This window comes from Coprobacter sp., assembly GCF_982436375.1.
Genome location: NZ_CEWDCG010000020.1, coordinates 1 through 23528 on the forward strand (window position 1 = coordinate 1; position 23528 = coordinate 23528).

The following is a 23528-nucleotide window of genomic DNA, read 5'->3' on the forward strand; positions in this document are numbered from 1 at the left end:
ACTTTTTATTATTTTTTTAGTATCTCGATCAATTCTTTCATTCCTTTGGAAGCTCCTTTTCGAATAAAATGGCTTACTCGTCCCGAAGGATCGTGAACATCATTTGGATCAATCAGGTATATGGGAACGTTTGCTCGGACATAATTCAACAGTCCTGCAGCCGGATATACGTTTAAGGAAGTTCCGATGATAACAAAAATGTCGGCTTCTGACACTAACTCTATTGCCGGTTCTATCATGGGGACAGCTTCTCCGAACCATACGATGTGCGGACGTAGTTGTCCTCCGTCCTCCGCCTTGTCTCCAAGGTGAATTTCACAATGTTCAGGAGTGAGTGTGTAAATTAGTTTTTCATTTCGTACTGAACGGACTTTCATGAGTTCTCCGTGTAAATGTATTACGTGAGAACTGCCTGCACGTTCGTGTAAATTATCAACATTTTGAGTGATGATATGTACTTCATAATCCGATTCCAGTTCTGCTAATTTTTTATGACCTGCATTGGGCTCGGATTTAATGAGGGTTTTTCGTAGTCCGTTATAAAAATCAAGAACTAGTTCTGGATTACGATACCAACCTTCAGGTGTTGCGACATCCTCGACGCGGTGGTTTTCCCAAAGTCCATTACTACTCCGAAATGTTGATAATCCGCTTTCGGCACTCATGCCGGCACCTGTTAATACGATCAGCTTTTTCATTTTAGATCTCTCTTTTTAGCATGATAACGTTTATTTTCTTAAAATATTTGTTCAACAAAATGTGTCATCTGAGTGTTATACATTTTACTTTTAAACGATTATGCTGTTTATTAGTTGCAAATTTATGTTTTTTTTTAATAGAAAATAAAAGAACTATACAATAAAAACTCTATCTTCGCCCGGTAATTAAAAACCGGATGGAGATACGGGAGGTTAAGAAAACTTCCGTTAAAAACAACAATTATATATGGATAAATTAAGCTATGCACTGGGGCTGAGTATGGGTAACAATTTTAAAAGCTCAGGTATCCAGACTCTTTCGGTTACGGATTTTGCTAATGGAGTAAAAGCTGTATATGAAGGTGAGAAACCCGAAATGACTTATGACGAAGCAAAACAGGTGATTAATGATTTCTTTACGCAGATGCAGCGAGAAGTTAATGATCGTAACCGAGCAGAAGGAGAGGCATTTTTGGCTGAAAATAAAAAGAAATCCGGAGTGGTGGTTTTACCGAGCGGATTACAGTATGAAGTGTTGACCGAAGGTAAAGGAAAGAAACCTGCTGCAACAGATCGGGTACAATGCCATTATCATGGGACATTGATAAATGGAGAAGTGTTTGATAGTTCTATTGAACGAGGAGAACCTGCGGTTTTTGGTGTAAGTCAGGTAATACCGGGTTGGGTAGAGGCTTTGCAGTTGATGCCGGAAGGCTCTAAATGGAGGCTATTTATACCTTCTGATCTGGCCTATGGAGAGAATGGTGCGGGAGGCAAGATTGCCCCTAATTCTACTTTAATATTTGATGTTGAACTATTAAAAGTATTATAAATAATATCACAAACACAATGAAAAAAACAGTCTTATGTTCAGTCTTGGCTGCAGGTTTAGTAGCTATGGGACTTACTTCTTGTAATAAAAAAAGTGGTGCTGCTTTAGCAGACGGTGTGGACAGTCTCAGTTATGCTTTTGGTGTACTGAATGGTACGGATTTGGCTATGGGATTGAAGCAATATCCTAAAAAAGTGGATATAGATCAGTTCATCAGAGGTATGCAGTCTACCGTAAATTCGGACAGTGCGAAATTTTCTTATGAATTTGGAGCAGCTATCGGTTCGAATATGAAACAACAGATCGAACAGATGGGAAAACAAGGCATCGAGATGAATAAAGAAGAAATCTTGTCAGCATTATTTGCTACATTAAAAGAAGATTCTACTTTAATTTCAAGAGCTCAAGCTGAAGAAGTTTTCCGTAACGGAATGCAAGCTATACAACTAAAAAAACAAAAAGAAGAAGCTGAAAAGTTAGCGAATACTCCTGAAGCAAAAAAGAATAAAGCCGATGGGGAAGCTTTCTTGGCAAAAAAAGCAAAAGAAGCAGGTGTGCAAAAAACAGCTTCAGGTCTATTGTATAAAGTAATTAAAGAAGGTAAGGGTGAAAAACCTGTTGAAAATGATAAAGTAACCGTAAGCTATAAAGGTACTTTGATCGACGGTACTCAATTTGATGCCAGTGAGAAAGTTCCAATGTCTGTAGGACAATTGGTTCCGGGATTTAACGAAGCATTGATGTTGATGACTCCGGGTTCGAAATATGAAGTGTATATTCCTGCAGAATTGGCTTATGGAACAAATCCTAATCCTCGTATTCCGGTTAATTCTACATTGATTTTCGAAATCGAATTATTGAGTGTTGATAAATAAACTTCGATAATATAGGGTAAAAAAGAGGACTGAACGAAATGTTCGGTTCTCTTTTTCTTTTCAAAAATAAATTAGATAGTAATATAATATTATGAGAACATTAAAATTTCTGTTGGTTACATTGTTGATAATTTCAGCAGTACCTGTACAAGCAAGGCGAAAGGCTTCTAAAAAACAGCAAAAGGAACAGGTACAGTTACCGGCAAAGGTAGATAGTATCAGTTATGCTTTTGGTATAGATGCCGGGAACGGAATTAAGGCTGCATTTAAAGATATTAAAGAACGAAGTGACCTTGAGTTGAAGCCGGAAATTTTCGTACAGGCGTTCAATAATGTTTTATTGAATGATTCTGCAGTATTTACAAAAGAGGAAGCAGCCGATATTTTGAATAAATTCGGGGCGGAGATGCAGCGTATTGCCCGAGAAAAACAGAAGATTGCAGCAGAAAAGAACCTTGCGGAGGGAAAAGCCTTTTTGGCTGCCAAGGCGTCTGAGGTCGGTGTGCAGAAAACCGAGAGCGGATTATTGTATGTAGTAGAAAGGCAGGGAACAGGAGAAAAGCCGACTCTAAATGATAGAGTAAAAGTTCATTATACAGGAAAATTGATAAACGGGAAAAAATTTGATAGTTCTTATGACCGTCAACAGCCGCTCGAATTGTCTGTCGGAGGAGTTATTGCCGGTTGGCAAGAAGGTTTGCAGTTGATGCCGGTAGGATCTAAATATATTTTTTATATTCCGTCTGAGTTGGGATATGGAGAACGTGGAACAGGAAAAGATATTCCAGCAAATTCGGCATTGATCTTTGAAGTCGAATTGCTTGAGATAATTCGTTAAAAGGGATAAATGTAGCACAATGAAAAAATGTAACTTTCTTTTTGCTGATTTCTTATAGTATTTCGAGGTTTATTCAATAATAAACCTTACTTTTGCTGTCAAAATGATTTATTATAGCTTTTGAATATGGAAAAGATAGATAACCTTGACAGGCAGATATTAGAAATTATTATGCGCAATGCGCGTATTCCGTCTAAGGATGTGGCCGCGGAATGCGGAGTTTCGCGAGCTGCGATTCATCAACGTATCCAGAGAATGATCGATATGAATGTGATTGTCGGTTCTGGATATCATGTAAACCCTAAAATACTTGGATATCGTACCTGCACTTATATTGGGGTAAGATTGGAAAAAGGTTCTATGTATAAGGATGTAGTTCCTGAATTGGAGAAAATTCCCGAAGTTGTGGAATGTCATTTTACAACCGGTCCATATACGATGTTGTGTAAACTTTATGCTCGGGATAATGAGCATCTTATGGAATTATTAAATGGTCGCATTCAGGAGATTCCGGGGGTTACGGCTACCGAGACGTTGATTTCTTTGGAACAAAGTATGAATCGAGAGATTCCCATTCGAAAGAGGAATGAAGAATAAGGTATAATATCTTAATACGAAATAGAAGAGTTAAGGAGTATGTTCATAGCATGCTCCTTATCTTTTTGTAATTGATCGGTCAATTCTTTCAATCCGTTCATTTTTTTTTCAGAACGGAGACGGGCTATAAATTGTATTTCGATATACTGCTCATATAGGTTGCCTGAAAAGTCGAATAGATGGGCTTCTATGCATATCTCTCCATCGGAATGCACGGTAGGACGGTTACCGATATTTACCATTCCATTATAGTGATATTTCCTGTTTACTATGATTCTGACGGCATATACTCCGTTTGCCGGGATTATTTTGTGCAGGTTGTTGATGGCTATGTTAGCAGTGGGAAAACCTATTTTTCTACCGATTTGGTATCCCGAAATGACATATCCTTGCAGTGCATACGGATGGTTTAATAACAGAGCTGCTTCAGATACATTTCCTTCGTTAATTAATTTACGGATTACGGAAGAACTTACATTTATATGTTTTTCCCCCGGCATATACATTTTTGCCTGTAGAACATCTATTCCCAATATTTTCCCATATTTTGCATAGTCATCGAATCCCTCGCTTCTATTGTGACCGAAACGATGATCATATCCAATGAAAAGACATTTCAAAGAATAGTTATCTATTAAAAATTCAATAAATTCAAATGCGGACATTTGAGACATTTCAACCGTAAAGTCGAGAACAATACAATAATCCAGTCCGGTTTCAGAAAGATTATTGATTTTTTCCTCGAAAGTATTGATCAGTTGAGGACAGTAATCGCTATGTAATACCTCTCGGGGATGGTTACGAAATGTTATCACAGCTGATGACATGCCCCGGCTTTGAGCTGTAGAAATAATATTGGAGATCAAAGACCGGTGTCCGGAGTGTACTCCGTCGAAAAAACCGATTCCGGCAGCTATACCGGTTTCGATAATAGTATGGGGTTGTTCTATGATCTGCATTTGTAATTTTATAAACCGAAAATAAATGAAAAATCTTCTCGGGGAGCAACTAAATAGGTTTGAAATCCGAATTTACGGGCAGCATCGATATTCTTTTGCGAGTCGTCGAGAAACAACGTCTCTTGTGGTAATATTCCGGAATCAGCAATGATCTTTTCAAAAATTTTCGGAGAGGGTTTTGTTACACCGAGTTGATATGATAAATATAATTTATCGAAATAATCAGGAATATTTAGCCCTTGTATCCGGAATAATTCGGGAATTCGGCTTTCGAACATAATAGGGTTTGTATTGCTGAGCATAAAAAGCCGATAAGATTTATGCAGTTGACGTAATAATGTCAGTTTTTGTTCCGGTATCCCTACAAGAAAACGGTTGAATGCTTCATCGATTTGTTGGTCTGTGATTGCCTCACCGATATGTTTCCGGACTTCATCCCGAAATTCGGTTGCAGAAATAGTCCCGTCTTCCAAGTCCATGAACATTCCTTTTTGTTCGTATTCTCCCAGATATTCAGTAATATCCGAAAATCCCAAATCTTCGAATGCTTCGATACATTTTTGTTTATCGAGATCCATTAGAACACCGCCTAAGTCAAAGATGATAGTCTTGATATTTTTCATTATACCGGTAAATTTATTGATCAAATGACGCACAAAAATAAACAAACTTTGTCTATGAGGTACGAAACGTTTCTCTATTAACGTTTATTTCCAATATTCGAGAGGATAATGATAGAAGTTTCTCATTTGTCAGCATGTCGGGTATCAATCTTTTTGATAGTCTGAATTTAAGATGTGAATAGGAGAAGGTGTTTCTCAGGATATTTCTGAATGGAAGGTAAAGTTTATCTGATTTTTGGTGGTAATTGGGGTGTGAATGCAGATACTTGATGTAAAAAACAAAAAATAATTTTGGTGATTCGAAAAAAAAAATTACTTTTGCAATCACTTTCGGGAATGCTCCGAATCGGTCCTATAGCTCAGTTGGTTAGAGCATCTGACTCATAATCAGGGGGTCCTTGGTTCAAGCCCAAGTGGGACCACATTTATAGTTTAAATCGTCTGTTAGATTTATATCTAATAGACGATTTTTTTATATATCAGATGTCTGATAGTGAATTGGTAAAAAATATTTTAGATCGATATATAATTTTGTTTTTAATATTTTATTATTTCACTGATATTTATTTCATTTGCATAAATGAATAGTAAATTTCTGACGTTTTTTCTTTTGTAAAGAACTTCTGATAAGAAATTTTTCCTTTTTATCGATTGTATTAATAAAACATGATATGCGCAAGATATTGCTTTTATCTTTGTTATTTATACTCCCCTTTTGTGCTTATGCACAATTTGGGTTGATTTCAAATGCTGTTTCTAAATCAAAACAAAAGAAGATCGCCAAACAAAAAACTTTACTCATACAGCGTTATTTGCAGCTCGATACTATCATCGGTGATACGTTATCGATTTTGCGAGTTCCACAAGATGAATTGAATAAGGTCCTTGATTCGAAAGTTGCCACAAGGATCTTTCGCTTGCAGAAAGATCTCGATACTGAGAATAAAAAGTATCATGAAAATAAGGATGTCGCTCTTAATAATATCTCGGACGATTTATTTTTGTTGGGGATAATAGATAACGGATGGGATATTTCTTATTATCAGCGAGAGAGAGATGCTTATGATAAATATCAAAAGGTTAGGGAATCAGAGAAAAAAAAGAAGCTTGTTCTGGAGAAGGCCCGTCAGGATAGTTTGAAAAAAGCCCGAATTGCTTTAGGGGAACTTCAACGCAAGGAGCGATTGTTGCGTCAAGATAGTATTAATAAAATAGCGGCACAAAAAGCCGATAGTCTTGCTTTGGTAGAAAACCCCTATCTTTATTTGAGCCGGGCAATGGAAGACGTTGCTCCACATAGACAATTTACAGTTTTTTATGGCATCGATCTTGATTTTGCAATGCCTCGTCTGTCTATGTTTTTGCAAGGAGACCTGATGAAACTGACTCCGGTTGATTTTAAAGCTGTTCAATCGGGGGTTATGGAGAAATACGAACCTCGCATTTCAACGGGAAAAGAGTATTTAAATGTGAGGTATTATATAAAAAAAGAGGGTAAGCATAATAATATAACTCGTTGTGAGATTGTCGGTACTGCTGATTTGGTGGTCCGGCTTTATATTCATTTTTGGCCTCAAAAGTTAAAACTCGGAGGCTATAAACAAGGGGAAATTGCACATTATGAATATCTGGGAGACCGTGTTTCTTTATATGGTATATCTCCGAATATATATAAAATCATAATTACTTCAGGTAATGTGAAAATAGATTATTATAAAAATTTCCATATTAAATAGATGAGTGTATGAAACAAGTAAGATTTTTGGTTTGTTGTATGTTTTTATGGGGGATGTCTTATCTATTACAAGCCCAAATGTTGGTAGTATGTGCACCGGAGTATATAGAAGAGATGAAACCTTTCGTAACATGGAAGATACAGAAAGGAATTCCGACGCAAATGGTATCCATGTCGGAAATCGGAGAGACGTATGAAGATTTAAGGGATTATGTGAAAGATTATTATCAGACACATCATAATCGTTATCTTTTGTTGGTTGGAGACGCAAATCAGGTACCGATCAATTATCTTCCCGGTTATGACGTAACGCCGTTTACACCTTATACCGATGCTGAATACGGATATGTTTCCGGGACATATCCCCCTGAGGTTTTGGTCGGTCGTCTTTCTGCTGAAACGTCAGATGATGTCAGAACTCAGGTCGAGAAGATTATCTTTTATGAGAAGAATGTGGATGAGAATGCATCCTGGCTTTCGCAGTGTGTGGGTATTGCAAACCCTTCAGGTACGGATAAAGGAGACAATGACGAGACAGATATTCAGCATATCCGTCAAGTGAATTCGGTTTTAGAGCAATATGGTTATACGACGCATGAGACGAGTGCGAAAAAAGAGTTGACGGATTTGTTGAATGCAGGTTGTGGAATTGTGAATTATGCGGGACATGGCTTTATGTCGGGATGGGCTACTTCGGACTTTTCGGTTTCGGATGTAGCTGCATTGTCTAATGAAGGGAAATTTCCTGTAATTATTTCTACCGGATGTGATAATGGAAAATTCGCTACCGGGACATGTTTTGCCGAATCGTTTTTACGGGCTCGTAATAGTGTTGGAGATCCGATAGGGGCGGTTGGAATGTTGGGATTTTCAGCTCAGGTTACTTGGAATCCACCGATGTTGGGACAAGATGAGATGGTCAGGATACTGACATCTCCGGATATTCCCGATTCCCGGAAAACTTTTGGCGAAGTTGCGAATGAAGCATATCGGAAAGTGATTGAAAAATATAGAGGCAGTGGAGAAGATGCTGCAAAAGAGTGGATATTGTTCGGAGATCCGAGTATGATGTTGCGTACCCGTACTCCCGGGAAAATGGTTGTTTCTCATATCGAGGCGGCAGATAATGGAATTACGTCTTTATCTGTCAGTTGTGATAAAGATGGTGCTGTCGTAGCTTTGTCAGAAGGGAATAATTTATTGGCTGTGCAGACTGTTGAAAATGGGAAAGCCATGCTTGATTTTCCGGCGGTAACCGGAGATAAGATATTGACAGTTACGGTGACCGCTTTTGATAAGGTTACTTATACGGGGCAGATTATTATCGGAGATGGTTCTGGTTTAGAAGTTGCTGATAGTGATGCTTCTGTGATGATCTATCCAAATCCTTCACGGGGAGAAATTCGTATAGACGGATTATCTGCTTCCTCAGCTTTTATTTCAATATATTCTTTAGACGGAAGCCTTATAAGAAAAGCCGAAGTCGATCTCGGTACTTCTATTCCTTTGAATGTAGAGCCGGGTACTTATTTCTTACATTTGCAAAGTGAAGGGAGATATATTGTCCGTCGTATTTTAGTAACGGAATGAAAATGATGTAGCTGTTGTTTGACTGTAAGAAATTCAAGAGCCTGTCTAAATCTTATTAGAAAATTTAGGCAGGCTCTTGAATTTTTGATTATTATATGATTAATTGATCTAAAGTGAATATTTTTATTTTTTGAAACAGGGAAGTATCAGTAACCCACTTAATTTCTTTTTCAGGGGAAAAAAATTCTCTATTATGTTTTTTCTAATTGGTACGTTAAGTCTATTTTACGAAATTATTAATTATGTGCGTCTATCTTTGTTTTTGTAATCGTGTAAAAGGTGTCTGCATATAAAGCACATTACAGTAACTGTATATCAAAAACAAAAATAGTTGTACATGAAAACAAAAATGTTGTTCGCTGCTGCACTTGTCGGTGCGGTCTTTTTTTCTTGTAAAGAACAAAAAGCTCCCGTAGAAGAGCTTTATAGCCGAGTTGACCCGTATATAGGTGCGGGAGGTCATGGTCATGTATTTGTCGGAGCTAGTGTCCCGTTCGGTGCAGTACAGGCCGGTCCTAATAATATTCATAAAGGTTGGGACTGGTGTTCTGGGTATCACTATTCTGACAGTATTATTATCGGATTTTCTCAAACTCATCTGAATGGGACAGGCTGCTCCGATATGGGAGATATACAGTTGATGCCTTATCCGGGCGATGTAAAGATCGATCGGGGAGAGCAAGATAATATCGAGGGTGCTTATGCTTCTACTTACAGTCATAGCAATGAAAAAGTAGAGCCGGCTTATTATTCGTTATTGATGGATAATGGCGTAAAGGCTGAATTGACGGCTACCGCACATGCCGCAATGCATCGTTATACTTTCCCTATCGACCAGAAGGCAAATATTATGATCAATTTGGTAGAAGGCAATGGAGATCGGGCAGATTCTACTTATATAAAGCTGGTAGATCGTAATACGATAGAGGGATACCGTTTTTCTAAAGGATGGAGTCCCAGACATAAAATCTTTTTTGCAATTAAAAGTAATGTCCCTGTAGATCAGTTAGCAGTTTTTGATAATGATCAACCGGTTGAGGAAGAAGAAGGATATGGGTTGATTAAAGGTGTCGCTCGTTTTGAAAAAGCACCATCAAATGTTGTTTGGAAAATCGGGATTTCATCGGTAAGTTGTGCAAATGCTATGGAAAATCTGGATGCAGAGATGCCGTCTTTCGATTTTGATAGTGTTGTTATTGCCGGTAAAAAACTGTGGGAACAAGAACTTTCACGAATTGCGATTAAAACATCGAACGAAAAATATAAGAAAATTTTTTATACCTCCCTTTATCATACGGCTATTGCTCCTACGAGATACAGTGATGTAAACGGAGATTTCCGGGGACATGATGATAAAATATACAGAAATGTGCCTTATACCAATTATTCGACACTTTCTTTATGGGACACTTATCGTGCGTTGAATCCGTTGTTTACGATTATTCATCCGCAAATGATTCCAGATATTGTAAATTCGATGTTGGGTATTTACGATCAGCAAGGACGTCTTCCTATTTGGCCGTTGGCAGGAGGAGAGACGAATTGTATGCCGGGTTACAGCGCTATTCCGGTTATTGCGGATGCCTATTTAAAAGGGTTCGAGGGTTTTGATGCCGAACGGGCTTTTGCTGCATGTGTCAAATCAGCTACTAATCCGAATCAAAAGGGTATTTCTTTCTTGATGAATCGTCGTTATATCCCTTGTGATTCTGTTCATGAAGCCCCCTCTTTTGCCATGGAATATGCTGTCGGTGACTGGGGTATTGCTCAAATGGCGAAACGTATGGGAAAACAATCTGATTATCGTGTTTTTGCCGAACGGGCTAACTATTTTGAAAATTATTTTGATAGTTCTATCGGGTTTATTCGTCCCAAAATGGCTGACGGAAGTTGGCGAACTCCTTATGATCCGTTCATTAATGTTCATGGACGGGGGGATTTCTGTGAAGGAAACGGTTGGCAATATACTTTCTTTGTTCCTCAAAATCCGGAAGGGTTGATCTTGTTGTTTGGCGGAGATGAAGGCTTTACAAAAAAATTAGATGAATTTTATGTCGCAGAGGGAGATCTCGGAGAGTATGCCGCTCCTGATATTTCGGGATTGATCGGACAGTATGCGCATGGAAATGAGCCGAGTCATCATGTCGCTTACCTTTATGCGTTTGCTGGACAACAGTGGAAAACTGCTGAAAAGGTACGCTATATTATGGATCATTTCTATACAGATCAGCCGGACGGAATTATTGGAAATGAGGATTGCGGTCAAATGTCAGCTTGGTATATACTCTCTTCTATGGGCTTTTATCAAGTGAATCCGTGTAACGGTGTGTTTGTATTCGGAAGTCCTTTGTTTGACGAGGTGTCGATCACGCTGCCTGAAGATAAAACATTTATTGTAGAAGCGATAAATAACGGTCCAGAAAATATTTATATACAAAAAGTCGAATTGAATGGAAAACCTTATTCTCGTAGCTATATCCTTTATCAGGATATTATGAAAGGTGGAAAACTGACTTTTTATATGGGAGATAAGCCGAATTATGATTTTGGAACAGCAAAAGAAGATCGACCTGTTTCTTTAATTTTCGATAAAGAGTAGAAATCCGGTTAATATTAGGAATATAGAACAAAGGCTGTCGCAAAATAGAAATCTGCGGCAGCCTTTGTTCTATATTTTAATCGAAAAATGTAGGTTATCGATTTGTTAATCGATTATTAAGTGCCAGTTATAAGAGCAGTTAATATTCTGCATTTACCTTTGTCTTGTAATCGTTTTAATTTATATATCATGAAAAGAATTTCATTGTTGCTATTTGTCCTTTTGGGGTTTTCTATTTTGGTTGAGGCTCAGAAGACGATTTGTAATCCGCTCGATCTGAGTTATGGTTGCGGAGGTAAAGATGCCAATAAGCCTTATAGAGAGTGTGCCGACCCGGTTATTGTGACGTTTAAGGAGAAGTATTATTTGTTTACGACTCAAGATCGGGGAGGGTATCGTATGTCGGACGATCTTATTCACTGGAAAGATATGGAGTTCAGCGATAATGTCCGTAAAGATGCGATTGCTGACGGAACGCACTATGTTGCGCCCGCTGTGGCTGCTGATAGTAATTATGTGTATTTTTTCGATTTCAACGGAAAACGAAGTCCGGGATTGATAATCCGATCTTCAGACCCTTCTACCGGGAAATGGGAACCTTTCGGGAAAATCCGTATGTCGGCAGATCCTCATTTTTGGATAGAGAACGGGAAAATATATGTATATAACGGTTTAGGAGGCCCGGGAGAATGTTTTGAATATGATATGCAGAAAAAGGAGGTTATCCCTCAATCGCAAAGTATATTGCGTCCTCGTATAACGAATATGGATACATGCGCCGGGTATCATTTCGGACAACATGAACTGGCTCGGGAGTTGGAGGCCGGGAAGTTGAAATATAATTTCAAACGGCAGCCCTGTCCTGAAGGCAGTTGGATGGTAAAACATGATGGGAAATATTACCTCCAATATGCAACACCCGGGACAGCATCCCAATGGTATTGTGATTTTGTGTTGGTAGGAGATAACCCGAAAGGACCGTTTGTAGAACAGCCTTATAATCCTATCTCGTTGAATGTCGGGGGATTTATGGGAAGTGCCGGGCATAGTTGTGTCTTTCAGGATAAATATGAAAACTGGTGGCAGGTTTCTACGATGTGGGTAGGTAAATATACCGGATTCGAACGTCGGGTCGGCTTATTTCCTGTGAAGTTTGATAAAGAAGGGCGAATGAAAGTGTATACTCGCTTCGGAGAATATCCCTCATATATCCCGCAAAAGAAGTTCGATCCTGATAAAATCAATTGGACAGGTTGGAATCTTTTGTCCAAAGATAAGGAATGTACTGCTTCCTCGTTTGAAAAGGGAAAAGAACCTTCCAAAGCTGCCGATGAGGACATTCGTACATGGTGGGCTGCTCGGTATAAGAAACCGAATGAATGGTTATGTATGAATTTGGGAGGAGTAAAGACCGTGCGGGCGATACAGGTCAATTTTACCGAAATAGAGATCGATAAAAATTTAAAAGATGCCGATGATTATAATTTGTATAAGTTATATGTATCGAAAGATGGGAAAAATTGGACATTGTTGATCGATAAGAGTAAAGAAAAAGCCTTTACTCATGATTACGTAGAATTGGAAAAGCCGGTAAAAGCCGCGTATATCAAAATAGAAAGTATTTATAGTGCTAAAAACGGAAAGTTTGCCTTGTCTGATTTACGGGTTTTTGGAGAGGGCAACGGAAAGTTACCAAAGCGACCGGGAAATGTTTCTGTGTTACGGGATGGAAAGGATGATCGTTATGCTACTGTAAAATGGAATAAATCTCAGAATGCTGACGGATATATCGTACAATTCGGATATCGTAAGGATTTCTTGAATCAGACGATTCGGGTGAAAGATAAAGACAAGACGTCTTTAGATATTCATATTCTCATACCCGGACAAAAGTACTATTATCGGGTGGATGCATATAATGAAAACGGAGTGGTTGAGGGACGGAATATTGTGGCGGATTGATATGGAAAACTTGTTCGTTTTTTTCGATAAAAAATGTCTGTGCGAAATGTAAATAGATTTTAAAGGAGATTCTGAAAGTCCGATTTAAAGAGATAAACACCGTATCTGTCTCGGCGTTTGTCTCTTTATCAACTATGTTGTGACTTTTCTATAAATGAGCATTCGGATTATAGTTCATTTCTTGGGTTGCCTCTTTGACCTCTTCAGTTGTTGTCTTTTCGTTATCTGCTTTATCTATAGCCATTCCGGCATATTTTTCACTGGGAGCAATGCATTTGTTGATATATTCTGCACCACTGCCTTTCAACTTATCTCTGAATGTTTTTGCCGGACAAATATTGAGGCTCTCATCATAGCCGACTAATGCGATCTTTTTTGATTTGAGATCTGATTTTTTTAATAAGATGACAGCGTTCTTCCATTCGTCAGACAACTCTCCGGCTTGCCAGTTGGGAGATACGAAAACAAGGGTATCATAATTTTTTAGTTTTTCCTTTGTCATCGATATAAGAGGGAAAGTGTCGGACTGTTTGACATCCCATTTTTCAGAAGCCTCTTTAATCGTATTTCCTCTTTTTTCGATATGTGAGTCATAAAATATTGCAGTTTTTCCCATAAACTATATTTGTTTTTTGATTTATCGTTTATGTCAAAACAACTCATCGGTACAAAAGGTTTTTCTCTGTCGGGTTTCCATAGCAATATTTATAGAAAATAGTATTTAATTTTTTGCCGACAACTGTTCTGTTAAGAATGTTTTAACTTCTTCTATCTCTATGTCTTTCGATATTATGCGTCTTTCGGAGTCCAGAATGTAGAAAGACGGGGAGAGCGGAGTGTCATAAAAATTATCATATCGGGATATATCCCTATCAGGATCCCATAGATTTGTCCAGTCTTGTAGTTTATGTTTCTGTATGAAAGAGCGCCATAAATTTATATCATCAGAGATATTGAATGCAACAATACTCAGTTCTTTCGGTGTATATTTTTTGTAAAGTTTATGCAGAGAAGGGATTGCTTCTTTGCAGTGAGTGCAGTCGGGATCATAGAAACAGATAATCATATATTTCCCGGAGAGATCTTTTAAATTTAATGTATCGCCTTGTGGTGTTAAGGCTGTGAAAAGAACGGCTTTTTCTCCGATCAGGCAGTGTTTTTTTAATTTTACGGTATATTTTAACCGTTCTATCCATCCCGGATCTTCATTTCCGAACGGTTGTTTTAAATAATACCGCTCTGCCAGTTTTACCCAAACGTTTTCCATCCACGGTATTTGACTGTCGATTGCCCGGTAGAATAAAAAATCCAGAGTCCATTGCTTTGCTTTATCGGATGAGCAGTTGTCTATCAACCGACAGCTTACATTGAATATTGTGTCAGGTTGTTGATAAATAACCGAATCCATGAAATATGCAAGCCGGTGAGAGAAGTCCGGAATATTGAAATCTTTATGATTCAAGAAATCTATGAATGTTTTTATATTATCTTGAGACACTGAGTATTTGTCAGAGGTTTTATTCTTTCCATTTGCTTTCGGTACAAGTAGGGAAAAAAATAAACAGATAAAAAATCCGACATAAGAAATCTTTTTCATATCCTGTTAATCTTTTATGGACTGATATATGACCGATTGTATGCGAGGACGAATATTCAGGGACATTAGAGCCGTATTCCAACGATGAGCATAGACCCGATTGCTTAAAAATATAAAAATCAAATCATTTTCCGGATCAACCCAAAATGCTGTTCCCGTATAACCTGTATGTCCATAAACACATTCCGGAGCTTCTTCGCAGGTCGGGCTTTTTTTCGTGTTTTGCATATCCGGCTTGTCGAAGCCCAATCCTCTTCGGCTATTGGGACTTTTGGTTTGAGTAAAAAGTTTAACCGAATTTTCAGTTAAGATACGTTTGCCGCCGTAAACTCCTTTGTTGAGCATCATTTGCAGTATTTTTGCCATATCGGTCGAATTGGAAAACAATCCCGCATTTCCACTTACACCTCCAAGAAAACAAGCCAGTTCGTCATGGGGATATCCAATCATAATCTGTTTTCGTAAAAACTCATCGTTTTCGGTGGGTGCGATTTCTGATCTGTTTATTTTCAATAATGGTCGGAAAGTGGTTCTGTTGGCTCCTAAAGGTGCAAAAAAGTTTGTCATCAAATATTTATCAATACTTTCTCCTGTAATGTTTTCCACCGCTTTCTGAAGCAGGACGAAATTGAGATCGCTATATCGGTATTTCTTATTTTCGAACGGTTTTATTTGGTAGATGGCATTTAGAATAGTATCCTTTAATGCCGGAGATGCAAATAAATTTTCAGCGATAGGGATAGTAAAATCTTTTTCTTTGACCGAAGAGAATAAGTCCGGACGAAGTTTGCTGTCTTTATGGGCGAATAATTTTTTCTCAACCTGAATCCGGTAATTGATGTCTCGGCTGCCTTTATATAGGGGGGCTTTACCCGGAAGAGTATCTGTCAGCAGCTTTGCGATAGGAATACCCGAAGGTAATCCGGTTTCGTGGAACAGGACTTTGCGAATTGTAATGTTCGGAGAGAATGTTTTCCGGATTTCCGGAATATAACGGCTGATTCCGCTGTTGATGTTGATTTGGTTTTTATCGTTTAACAACATGATTGCCGGGACTGTTGCGATTGCTTTGGTTATCGATGCGACATCATAAACATCTTCGGACCTTACCGGATGGGTATGGGCGTAATCGAAATAACCGAAAGTACGGTCATAAACGATCTTCCCTTTTCTGGCAACCAGAATTTGGCATCCGGGAAAAGCCTTTTGTTGAATACCTTCTTTTATTATGGTATCGATTTTTTGTAAGATACGGCTGTCCATTCCGGCTTCTTCAGGAGTGGCATATCCTAAGCGGGTTATCGGAGTTTTCAAGCCTTCTCCCATAGCATATAAACCCTGTATGTTAACCGGCAATTTACCTTTTGCTTCTATACCTCCGAATAATAGTTCGGCTGCATATTCTTGAGCTAACGGAGTGCTTTCGTAAGCCATTATTACGGCTTCTGCATCGGGTAATATGTCTTTATATGCATTTAAAGCATAAGGAGATACGAAAAAGACAAGGATAGGGCGTTTCCCTTTGCAAGCTCGTTTTACGAGTTCGATATTTTCCTTTTTTTCAGAATATATACCGATGATTATCGTATTATATTTTGATAGTTGCTGAATTGTTTCGTTGGTTAATGCCGGTTTCATACCTGCATATAGTAGTGAAGGGGTGACCTCTGCATAATTTTGAAGCATGTTTTGGAAAGAGGTTTTAGCTTTCACACCTACCGAGACAGCTCCGAATGTCCGTTTTTCGAGATCTGAAAAAGGGATCGTATTATTCTTATTTTCTAATAGAGTCACTGAACGGGCGAAGAGCTGGCGAGTGATTCGTTCGGCATTAGGATTGTTAAGCTCTTCGATAAGGTTTTCCGTTTTGATCGGTCGGTATTGGTTCAATCTGAGTATATATTTGTAACGCAATACTTTAAGACATTTCTCCTCAATTATCTGGTGAGATATTTCATTATTTTCCAATGCTTTTTCTAACCGTTCGATTTGAGTTCCCGGAATAATCGGTTTTAACAATATGTCATTTCCGGCTAACAATGCGGTAAGAGCTTGATCGGGATAAGACGATGCTCCTTTCATTTCTAAAGCGTCAGTAAAAGTCAATCCCCGGAATCTGAGTTTTTGTTGTAATAAGGTATCGACGATAACCGGAGAAAGAGAGGCCGGTAACTCTGTCGTACTGTCTAATGCCGGAATAAGCAGATGTCCGGTCATCATTCCGGATAATCCGGCATCGATATAATGTTTAAAAGGCAATAGTTCGTTTTTTTCAAGATGTATTTTGCTGTGATTGACGACCGGAAGTGTGTGGTGAGAATCTTCGGACGTATCGCCGTGCCCGGGAAAATGTTTTCCGACAGCCATGATCCCTTCGCTTTCGAGACCTTTGGCGTATGCGATTGCTTTACGGGCTACCTGTTCCGGATTTTCACCGAATGATCGCCTTCCGATTACCGGATTCTGCGGATTGGTATTGACATCGAGTACCGGAGCGAAGTTTACTTGTATTCCCATTCTGCGACATTGACGTCCCATTTCTTTGCCGTAAGCATAAATAAGGCTGTCGTTGCGGATTGCCCCCAATGTCATATTGATCGGGAATTTTGTCGTATTCTTTAACCGCATGGCAAGTCCCCACTCACCGTCCATCGTGATCATGAGCGGAATTTTTGCCAGAGATTGGGCGTAATTGGTTAATTCCGCTTGTTTTTGTACATCCCCGCTTGTAAATAACAGACCTCCGACCTTGTATTCTTCAACATATTTGCGTATCAGTTCTTTGTTCTTTGCAGATGTGTTGACATCGACTGCCAACACAAAAAGTTGCCCGATACGTTCTTTTACGCTCATTGAGTCGAAAACCGAATCTACCCAATGCTCCATTCTTTGGGAATCTGCTTTTTTATAAAGATCAGGTTCCCGTTTTGCTTGTACGGGAAGTATAAAAAACAATATAAAAAGAATTGGCAATATTCGGTCTTTCATTGATTTGTTTTTTTATTTTTCTTGAATGAGCCTGTTGTCTAACGAGGCTTTCAGTTTTTCTCCTTTAGCCGTTTTGTCTGCTATATATTGCAACATGACGTCTCTCAACCGCAAATCCAAATCGGTGCGTGACACTGAATTTTTAAACGGGATCAGTTCATCGTTGCCATTGGCTATGTAATCGATTGTAGCTATTGTATATAATCGGGAATCATCGATTTTTTCTCCGTTGATTTTTAGTCCGTATGCTTTCCCGTCTTTCCCGATTTTTACTTCTACCTGTTTGCTTACTCCTTCACCTCCGCGACGGGCTATGATATCAAAAAGATCTTTTACATCTTTTCCTTTCAGAGTAATTACGGAAATGCTGTTTTCGAACGGGAAAATACTGAATATATTTCCGACCGTAATATCTCCTTCAGGTAAAGATGTGCGTATTCCGCCTATATTCATGACTCCGAAATCACATTTCTTTCCGGTATTTTTTTCTGCAGTTTCCACTAACAAATCGGAGGTGAAATTCGACAGACAGCTCTGAGGACGTTCTACATCCATTGCTATTTCCGATTGTCCGATTACACGAGATGTAATACTGTCGACTTTTGTTTTGTAAATATTTATAATTTCGGCAACTGACGCATCGGGGGAAGCATCGAGCCTTTCTGTTACGGGAATGGTATATCCTTTGCTTTCTATGACTGTATAATGAGTCGCAGTACAAGCTGTGATAGTGTATAAAACGACTCCGACGATAATATATTTCAATGTATTCATAAATTCTTTTTATTCTTTTTCAACGGTTAACTCTATGATTCCGACGTTCAGACCGCTTTTGCCGGTTTGCCCGATAATAACATCTTTTCCTAATTTATTTTTTACTTTTTTGGCCACAGGCAATAAAGTATGCGTATGTCCGCCGATAATAACATCTATATTTTCGCTTTGTTCTGCTAATTTGATGTCATCAGGCACGTTTCCCGGCTCTTCAAAACCTATATGTGACAAGATGACAATGACGTTTACCCCTTTTTCTTTTAATTGTGCCGCTACTTTATTGGCTGTCTCGATAGGATCATGGAAGATGATGCCTTTAAAGTTTTTGGCTTCGATAAGACTTTCCGGATTTACCCCTAACCCGATAAAACCGACCGTAATGCCATCTATTTCTTTGATGACGTAAGGTTTTATTTTAGAAGCCAGAGCTGTTTTGCTGACGTCGTAATTTGCATTTATAATATCGAATTTTGCAAGAGAGTACATTTGTGCGAGGGCTTCTACTCCGTTGTCGAATTCGTGATTTCCTATCGTTCCTATTTCATAGCCTAAAGCGTTCATCAGTTCTATCTCGAGTTTCCCTTTGAAAAAATTAAAATAAGGGGTACCTTGGACGCAATCTCCGGCATCGACTAAAAAAACGTTTTTTTCGACATTACGAACACTATCTATAAGGGCCTTTCTTCTTAAAATTCCTCCCATGTCCGGGTCTTTAGAAGCTGATTTTGATGTTGGCTCTATCTGACTATGAGTGTCATTTGTGTGTATAAATACAATTTTTTTAGTTTCCGCCTGTAATGTCAACGTGATGAAGCTCAAAAAAAAGAAAGCGGATAGAATTTTTGTTCGCATGATTTTATTGTTCCTTTTGTTTTATTCTGATGACTTTCATTGCGAAAATAACAAACTTTATCGGGGCTGTGAAACCCAATACCGTTATTAACGTTTATTTGTTGTTAAGGAAGTTTGCTCGTTCGGTATTTCCGTTTGCAAAAAAAATCCCTTTGATTTGGTTATCTGGCAAATAAATTGTTACTTTGCACCGCTTTTCGTAATCTCTGGCAGGAGAAGAGTACCCTGTTACATTACGTTTCAATACAAACATTTTAAATAGCTATTAAAAATGGATCTGATTAAAGTTGCAGAAGAGGCGTTTGCTACCGGGAAACAACACCCGAAATTCAAGAGCGGGGATACGATTACCGTAGCATACCGTATCAAAGAAGGTAACAAAGAACGTATACAGTTGTATCGTGGCGTTGTTATCCGTATCTCAGGACACGGTGATAAAAAGCGTTTTACAGTTCGCAAAATGTCTGAAAATGTGGGAGTGGAAAGAATTTTCCCGATCGAATCTCCGTTTATCGACAGTATTACTGTAAATAAAATCGGTAAAGTGCGTCGTGCTAAATTGTATTATTTGCGTGCGCTTACCGGAAAGAAAGCCAGAATCAAAGAAAAGAGAGTGTAATTATTCTCAAGAAAGGCTATATAAAAACCGCTTCGGAAATACGAGGCGGTTTTTATTTTGTATTAGTCGTGGTTTGAGCAAAATTGAGGATTTCTGAGTAATTCAAAATTTTCATAAAATCATTTTTGTCCCGTTTTTAGATAAAATTTTAAGCAGGAATAATAACATATAACAACTTTCCGTGTATAAAAATATTTTCGTTTTTCGTACCTTTGTGTCGCATTCAGAAAACAGGTTATAATTATAAAACAGATACACAATGAAAAAGAAGGCGTTTCTTATGATTTTGGATGGCTGGGGTATCGGCGATCATGCGAAAGATGATGTTATTTTCAATACTCCGACACCTTATTGGGACTATTTATTGGCGACTTATCCTAATTCCCAATTGCAGGCTTCCGGTGAAAATGTAGGTTTGCCCGATGGACAAATGGGAAATTCGGAAGTCGGTCATCTTAATATCGGCGCGGGACGTGTCGTATATCAAGATTTGGTAAAGATCAATAGAGCTTGTGCAGATAATAGTATTTTGAAAAATCCGGAAATTATTTCTGCTTTTTCGTATGCAAAAGAAAAAGGGAAGAATATCCATTTTATGGGATTGACTTCTGATGGAGGAGTACATAGTTCTCTCGATCATCTTTTTAAACTTTGTGATATAGCCAAAGAATATAATCTCGAGAATGTATTTATCCATTGTTTTATGGATGGCAGGGATACCGATCCGAAAAGCGGTGAAGGCTTTATAAAACAACTTTATGCTCATTGTGAAAAGAGTGCCGGAAAAATAGCGTCTATTATCGGACGTTATTATGCTATGGACCGGGATAAACGCTGGGAACGTGTTAAAGAGGCTTATGACTTATTGGTAAACGGAGTAGGTAAAAAGGCCGATTGTATGGTGAAAGCTATGCAAGAATCTTATGATGAGGGAGTAACCGATGAGTTTGTTAAGCCGATTGTCAATGCGAATTTTGACGGGACGATCAAAGAGGGAGATGTGGTTATATTTTTCAATTATCGGAATGACCGGGCAAAAGAGTTGACCGTTGTTCTTACTCAACAGGATATGCCGGAATTCGGGATGCATACGATTCCTAATCTGCAGTACTATTGTATGACTCCGTATGACGCATCTTTCAAGGGCGTACATATCTTGTTCGATAAAGAAAATGTAGTAAATACATTAGGCGAATTTTTAGCTTCGAAGGGACTGAAGCAGCTTCATATTGCCGAAACGGAAAAATATGCACACGTAACATTCTTCTTTAACGGAGGGCGTGAAACTCCGTTCGATAACGAGGACCGCATTTTAGTACCTTCGCCGAAAGTTGCTACTTACGATTTAAAACCGGAGATGAGTGTTTACGAAGTAAAAGATAAACTCGTAGCAGCAATAAATGAAGATAAGTATGATTTTATCGTCGTGAATTATGCAAATGGCGATATGGTAGGACATACCGGAGTATATGAAGCTATCGAGAAAGCTGTCGTTGCCGTAGATGCTTGTGTAAAAGACGCTATCGAAGCAGCTAAGGCAAACGGATATGAAGCTATTATTATTGCTGATCATGGAAATGCAGACCATGCTTTGAATAGTGATGGCACACCGAATACGGCACATTCCTTGAATCCTGTTCCGTTTGTATATGTGACGGAAAACAAGTCTGCGAAAGTGGAAAACGGAATTTTGGCAGATGTAGCTCCTTCGATTTGTCATATTTTGGGAATTGTTCCTCCTGCCGAAATGACGGGTAAGTGCTTGATTAACGATTAAAAAATTTGAAGGTTCGTAATTTTATATGCAATGGATAATAGGAATGTCCCTGTTATCCATTGTCTTTTAGTAAGAAAAATTTATGTTGCAGATACAAGATACGTTGGTTAGTTTTGATGTAGTCGAGAAAGAATTTATCTGCGATCTGGAAGCTTGCCGGGGTGCTTGTTGCATTGAAGGTGATGCCGGAGCTCCGATCGATGAAGAAGAACGACGAAAGCTGAAAGAAGTATTACCGGTGATATGGAATGACTTGACTCCTGCTGCTCATCGGGTAATAGAAGAACAAGGAGTTGCTTATATCGACGAAGAAGGAGATTTGGTTACCTCTATTGTCAATGGGAAAGACTGCGTATTTACCTGTTATGAGCCGGGAGGCATGTGCCATTGTGCCATAGAAAAGGCTTATCGGGAAGGGAAGACCGATTTTTATAAACCGATATCTTGCCACCTTTATCCTATACGTCTGACGGCTTATGATACTTTTACGGCAGTGAATTATAGCCGATGGAAAATTTGCAAGGCTGCTGAGGTTTTAGGTAGAAAAGAGGGGGTGAAAGTATATCAGTTTCTTCGAGAACCTTTAATTCGCAGATTCGGTCAGGAATGGTATGATGAGTTGTGCCTGACTGTTGCCGAATATGAAAGGCAGAAAAAGGGAAAATGATAAAATCGTATGGATATTTTAGATCTGCTTTATAGGTGGTTCGATATGGTATATAAATGGTCTCGGATATCTGATGTTGTTGTATTTGTTCGGGAATAATATTCTGTAACAAAAAAATAAAAAAGCAAGAACAATTAGTCTGCAATAATGACATGCTTGTATACTCTTATTGTAAGATGTATTATTGATCTTTATTTTATAAATTTTTGTACTATTCTTTTCCCCGATTCATCTTTTGCCGATAATATGTATATCCCTTTAGGCAATTCTTTTATGGAAATGTGGTCTTCATTTAGAAAAACTATTTTCGTGCGGCCATTAGTGTCGGTAATTGTTCCTCCTATTTTATTATTCGAAATGATTGTTTCGTTTGTAATTAATGTGTGCTTTTCTTGTTGTTTAGCTATGGTATTATTTGAAATATTTAATCCATTAAAATGTAATGGGTCGGATTTAATGTTCCCTTGTGAGTTGATAGCTGTTACGAAGATTGTATAATTCCCGTCAATGAACAGATCATTAATAGTATATGTTACATAGCCTTGCTGGTCAATGGGATTTTCCCAAATAGAATGAGCGTCTTCATCTATTATTTCAACAGTGTAAGATTCTGCTCCTAAAAAGAAAAAGCCTATTTTTAAATTGCAACCGAAATTTTCAGTGGGGATCATTTCAATGATTTCTAATGAGGGTTTTGACGGTGCGTATTGAATGAAGGGGTTATAACGGGGGCTCTCTATTGGTTTATAATATTTTGAAGGATATCTAAAAGTTTGAATTTGGTATGATGTATTTGATGGAAATTCTCTTCCAAATTTGATAGTTTCTTGCGCTTGTAGAATATTGCATAAAGAAAATACTATTAATCCTGTGAGAACAACGATGAGTTTTTTCATGATATTATATATTTGTGGTTGTTTTTTTAATGTCTTTAAAAGATATGAAA

At 38.3% G+C, this 23528-nt stretch carries 20 protein-coding genes and 1 tRNA gene; 12 read left to right on the plus strand and 9 right to left on the minus strand.

The window, feature by feature from the left end:
* Window positions 1-8: 8 nt before the first annotated feature.
* Window positions 9-698, minus strand: a complete 690-nt coding sequence (locus AC1WHX_RS02250; protein ID WP_122337682.1) for an SIR2 family NAD-dependent protein deacylase — start codon at window positions 696-698, stop codon at window positions 9-11.
* Window positions 699-945: 247 nt separating this feature from the next.
* Here AC1WHX_RS02250 and bamJ (AC1WHX_RS02255) point away from each other — a divergent pair, with 247 nt between their 5' ends.
* From bamJ (AC1WHX_RS02255) to AC1WHX_RS02270, 4 genes are all read left to right on the plus strand, one after another.
* Window positions 946-1530 carry a BamJ family beta-barrel-assembly machinery protein gene (gene bamJ / locus AC1WHX_RS02255; protein WP_009318149.1) on the plus strand — a complete coding sequence of 195 codons (585 nt, stop codon included), beginning with the start codon at window positions 946-948 and terminating at the stop codon, window positions 1528-1530.
* A 17-nt stretch (window positions 1531-1547) separates the two neighbouring features.
* Window positions 1548-2405, plus strand: a complete 858-nt coding sequence (locus AC1WHX_RS02260; RefSeq protein WP_009318148.1) for an FKBP-type peptidyl-prolyl cis-trans isomerase — start codon at window positions 1548-1550, stop codon at window positions 2403-2405.
* Window positions 2406-2496: 91 nt separating this feature from the next.
* Window positions 2497-3243, plus strand: coding sequence for a BamJ family beta-barrel-assembly machinery protein (gene bamJ / locus AC1WHX_RS02265; protein ID WP_278583496.1), 747 nt, complete (start codon window positions 2497-2499; stop codon window positions 3241-3243).
* A 126-nt stretch (window positions 3244-3369) separates the two neighbouring features.
* Complete coding sequence (locus tag AC1WHX_RS02270; protein ID WP_009318146.1) at window positions 3370-3840, plus strand: Lrp/AsnC family transcriptional regulator; 471 nt, start codon at window positions 3370-3372, stop codon at window positions 3838-3840.
* Window positions 3841-3851: 11 nt separating this feature from the next.
* On the opposite strand, the gene AC1WHX_RS02275 is transcribed toward AC1WHX_RS02270, so the two are convergent.
* Together AC1WHX_RS02275 and AC1WHX_RS02280 are read right to left on the minus strand one after the other, a co-directional pair.
* Entirely contained in the window at window positions 3852-4799 is a 948-nt protein-coding gene (locus tag AC1WHX_RS02275; RefSeq protein WP_122337681.1) for a bifunctional riboflavin kinase/FAD synthetase, read from the minus strand.
* 8 nt (window positions 4800-4807) lie between these two features.
* The gene (locus tag AC1WHX_RS02280) at window positions 4808-5422 is read right to left on the minus strand and encodes an HAD family hydrolase (protein ID WP_122304706.1); all 615 of its coding nucleotides are present in this window, start codon (window positions 5420-5422) and stop codon (window positions 4808-4810) included.
* 348 nt (window positions 5423-5770) lie between these two features.
* On the opposite strand from AC1WHX_RS02280, the gene AC1WHX_RS02285 reads away from it, so the two are divergent.
* The 5 genes from AC1WHX_RS02285 to AC1WHX_RS02305 all read left to right on the plus strand — a co-directional run bounded on the left by AC1WHX_RS02285 (window position 5771) and on the right by AC1WHX_RS02305 (window position 13308).
* Window positions 5771-5844, plus strand: a tRNA-Ile gene (locus AC1WHX_RS02285).
* A 249-nt stretch (window positions 5845-6093) separates the two neighbouring features.
* Window positions 6094-7158, plus strand: coding sequence for a hypothetical protein (locus AC1WHX_RS02290; protein WP_302544916.1), 1065 nt, complete (start codon window positions 6094-6096; stop codon window positions 7156-7158).
* An 8-nt stretch (window positions 7159-7166) separates the two neighbouring features.
* Window positions 7167-8747, plus strand: coding sequence for a C25 family cysteine peptidase (locus tag AC1WHX_RS02295; protein WP_303116113.1), 1581 nt, complete (start codon window positions 7167-7169; stop codon window positions 8745-8747).
* 337 nt (window positions 8748-9084) lie between these two features.
* Window positions 9085-11346: a GH92 family glycosyl hydrolase gene (locus AC1WHX_RS02300; protein WP_303116116.1), complete on the plus strand. Its 2262-nt coding sequence runs from the start codon at window positions 9085-9087 to the stop codon at window positions 11344-11346.
* Window positions 11347-11535: 189 nt separating this feature from the next.
* A complete protein-coding gene (locus tag AC1WHX_RS02305) occupies window positions 11536-13308 on the plus strand; it encodes a family 43 glycosylhydrolase (RefSeq protein ID WP_303116119.1) in 1773 nt (590 codons plus the stop codon).
* A 148-nt stretch (window positions 13309-13456) separates the two neighbouring features.
* On the opposite strand, the gene AC1WHX_RS02310 is transcribed toward AC1WHX_RS02305, so the two are convergent.
* From AC1WHX_RS02310 to AC1WHX_RS02330, 5 genes are all read right to left on the minus strand, one after another.
* Window positions 13457-13924 (minus strand): flavodoxin family protein, encoded by a 468-nt coding sequence (locus AC1WHX_RS02310; RefSeq protein ID WP_022390276.1) that lies wholly within the window; start codon window positions 13922-13924, stop codon window positions 13457-13459.
* Window positions 13925-14029: 105 nt separating this feature from the next.
* Window positions 14030-14905, minus strand: a complete 876-nt coding sequence (locus tag AC1WHX_RS02315; RefSeq protein ID WP_122337675.1) for a TlpA family protein disulfide reductase — start codon at window positions 14903-14905, stop codon at window positions 14030-14032.
* 6 nt (window positions 14906-14911) lie between these two features.
* Window positions 14912-17893: a serine hydrolase domain-containing protein gene (locus AC1WHX_RS02320; protein WP_122337674.1), complete on the minus strand. Its 2982-nt coding sequence runs from the start codon at window positions 17891-17893 to the stop codon at window positions 14912-14914.
* Window positions 17894-17905: 12 nt separating this feature from the next.
* The gene (locus tag AC1WHX_RS02325) at window positions 17906-18667 is read right to left on the minus strand and encodes a 5'-nucleotidase C-terminal domain-containing protein (protein WP_022602980.1); all 762 of its coding nucleotides are present in this window, start codon (window positions 18665-18667) and stop codon (window positions 17906-17908) included.
* 9 nt (window positions 18668-18676) lie between these two features.
* Complete coding sequence (locus tag AC1WHX_RS02330) at window positions 18677-19519, minus strand: bifunctional metallophosphatase/5'-nucleotidase (RefSeq protein ID WP_303116128.1); 843 nt, start codon at window positions 19517-19519, stop codon at window positions 18677-18679.
* 271 nt (window positions 19520-19790) lie between these two features.
* Between AC1WHX_RS02330 and rplS the strand changes: the two genes are divergently transcribed.
* The 3 genes from rplS to AC1WHX_RS02345 all read left to right on the plus strand — a co-directional run bounded on the left by rplS (window position 19791) and on the right by AC1WHX_RS02345 (window position 22582).
* A complete protein-coding gene (gene rplS / locus AC1WHX_RS02335; protein WP_009318129.1) occupies window positions 19791-20138 on the plus strand; it encodes a 50S ribosomal protein L19 in 348 nt (115 codons plus the stop codon).
* 259 nt (window positions 20139-20397) lie between these two features.
* Complete coding sequence (gene gpmI, locus AC1WHX_RS02340; RefSeq protein WP_022390271.1) at window positions 20398-21915, plus strand: 2,3-bisphosphoglycerate-independent phosphoglycerate mutase; 1518 nt, start codon at window positions 20398-20400, stop codon at window positions 21913-21915.
* An 82-nt stretch (window positions 21916-21997) separates the two neighbouring features.
* Complete coding sequence (locus AC1WHX_RS02345; RefSeq protein ID WP_122337673.1) at window positions 21998-22582, plus strand: DUF3109 family protein; 585 nt, start codon at window positions 21998-22000, stop codon at window positions 22580-22582.
* A 191-nt stretch (window positions 22583-22773) separates the two neighbouring features.
* On the opposite strand, the gene AC1WHX_RS02350 is transcribed toward AC1WHX_RS02345, so the two are convergent.
* Window positions 22774-23528, minus strand: a 755-nt coding sequence (locus AC1WHX_RS02350; RefSeq protein WP_481228834.1) for a T9SS type A sorting domain-containing protein, incomplete at its 5' end; no start/stop codon positions are given.

Excerpts from the sequence above, each read along its gene's own strand:
- AC1WHX_RS02330 (WP_303116128.1), bottom strand. The coding sequence starts at position 19,519 with ATGCGAACAAAAATTCTATCCGCTTTCTTTTTTTTGAGCTTCATCACG.
- AC1WHX_RS02325 (WP_022602980.1), bottom strand. The coding sequence starts at position 18,667 with ATGAATACATTGAAATATATTATCGTCGGAGTCGTTTTATACACTATC.
- AC1WHX_RS02310 (WP_022390276.1), bottom strand. The coding sequence starts at position 13,924 with ATGGGAAAAACTGCAATATTTTATGACTCACATATCGAAAAAAGAGGA.
- rplS (WP_009318129.1), top strand. The coding sequence starts at position 19,791 with ATGGATCTGATTAAAGTTGCAGAAGAGGCGTTTGCTACCGGGAAACAA.
- AC1WHX_RS02305 (WP_303116119.1), top strand. The coding sequence starts at position 11,536 with ATGAAAAGAATTTCATTGTTGCTATTTGTCCTTTTGGGGTTTTCTATT.
- AC1WHX_RS02275 (WP_122337681.1), bottom strand. The coding sequence starts at position 4,799 with ATGCAGATCATAGAACAACCCCATACTATTATCGAAACCGGTATAGCT.
- gpmI (WP_022390271.1), top strand. The coding sequence starts at position 20,398 with ATGAAAAAGAAGGCGTTTCTTATGATTTTGGATGGCTGGGGTATCGGC.
- AC1WHX_RS02250 (WP_122337682.1), bottom strand. The coding sequence starts at position 698 with ATGAAAAAGCTGATCGTATTAACAGGTGCCGGCATGAGTGCCGAAAGC.
- AC1WHX_RS02320 (WP_122337674.1), bottom strand. The coding sequence starts at position 17,893 with ATGAAAGACCGAATATTGCCAATTCTTTTTATATTGTTTTTTATACTT.
- AC1WHX_RS02260 (WP_009318148.1), top strand. The coding sequence starts at position 1,548 with ATGAAAAAAACAGTCTTATGTTCAGTCTTGGCTGCAGGTTTAGTAGCT.
- AC1WHX_RS02315 (WP_122337675.1), bottom strand. The coding sequence starts at position 14,905 with ATGAAAAAGATTTCTTATGTCGGATTTTTTATCTGTTTATTTTTTTCC.
- bamJ (WP_009318149.1), top strand. The coding sequence starts at position 946 with ATGGATAAATTAAGCTATGCACTGGGGCTGAGTATGGGTAACAATTTT.
- AC1WHX_RS02345 (WP_122337673.1), top strand. The coding sequence starts at position 21,998 with ATGTTGCAGATACAAGATACGTTGGTTAGTTTTGATGTAGTCGAGAAA.
- bamJ (WP_278583496.1), top strand. The coding sequence starts at position 2,497 with ATGAGAACATTAAAATTTCTGTTGGTTACATTGTTGATAATTTCAGCA.
- AC1WHX_RS02290 (WP_302544916.1), top strand. The coding sequence starts at position 6,094 with ATGCGCAAGATATTGCTTTTATCTTTGTTATTTATACTCCCCTTTTGT.
- AC1WHX_RS02295 (WP_303116113.1), top strand. The coding sequence starts at position 7,167 with ATGAAACAAGTAAGATTTTTGGTTTGTTGTATGTTTTTATGGGGGATG.
- AC1WHX_RS02280 (WP_122304706.1), bottom strand. The coding sequence starts at position 5,422 with ATGAAAAATATCAAGACTATCATCTTTGACTTAGGCGGTGTTCTAATG.
- AC1WHX_RS02300 (WP_303116116.1), top strand. The coding sequence starts at position 9,085 with ATGAAAACAAAAATGTTGTTCGCTGCTGCACTTGTCGGTGCGGTCTTT.
- AC1WHX_RS02270 (WP_009318146.1), top strand. The coding sequence starts at position 3,370 with ATGGAAAAGATAGATAACCTTGACAGGCAGATATTAGAAATTATTATG.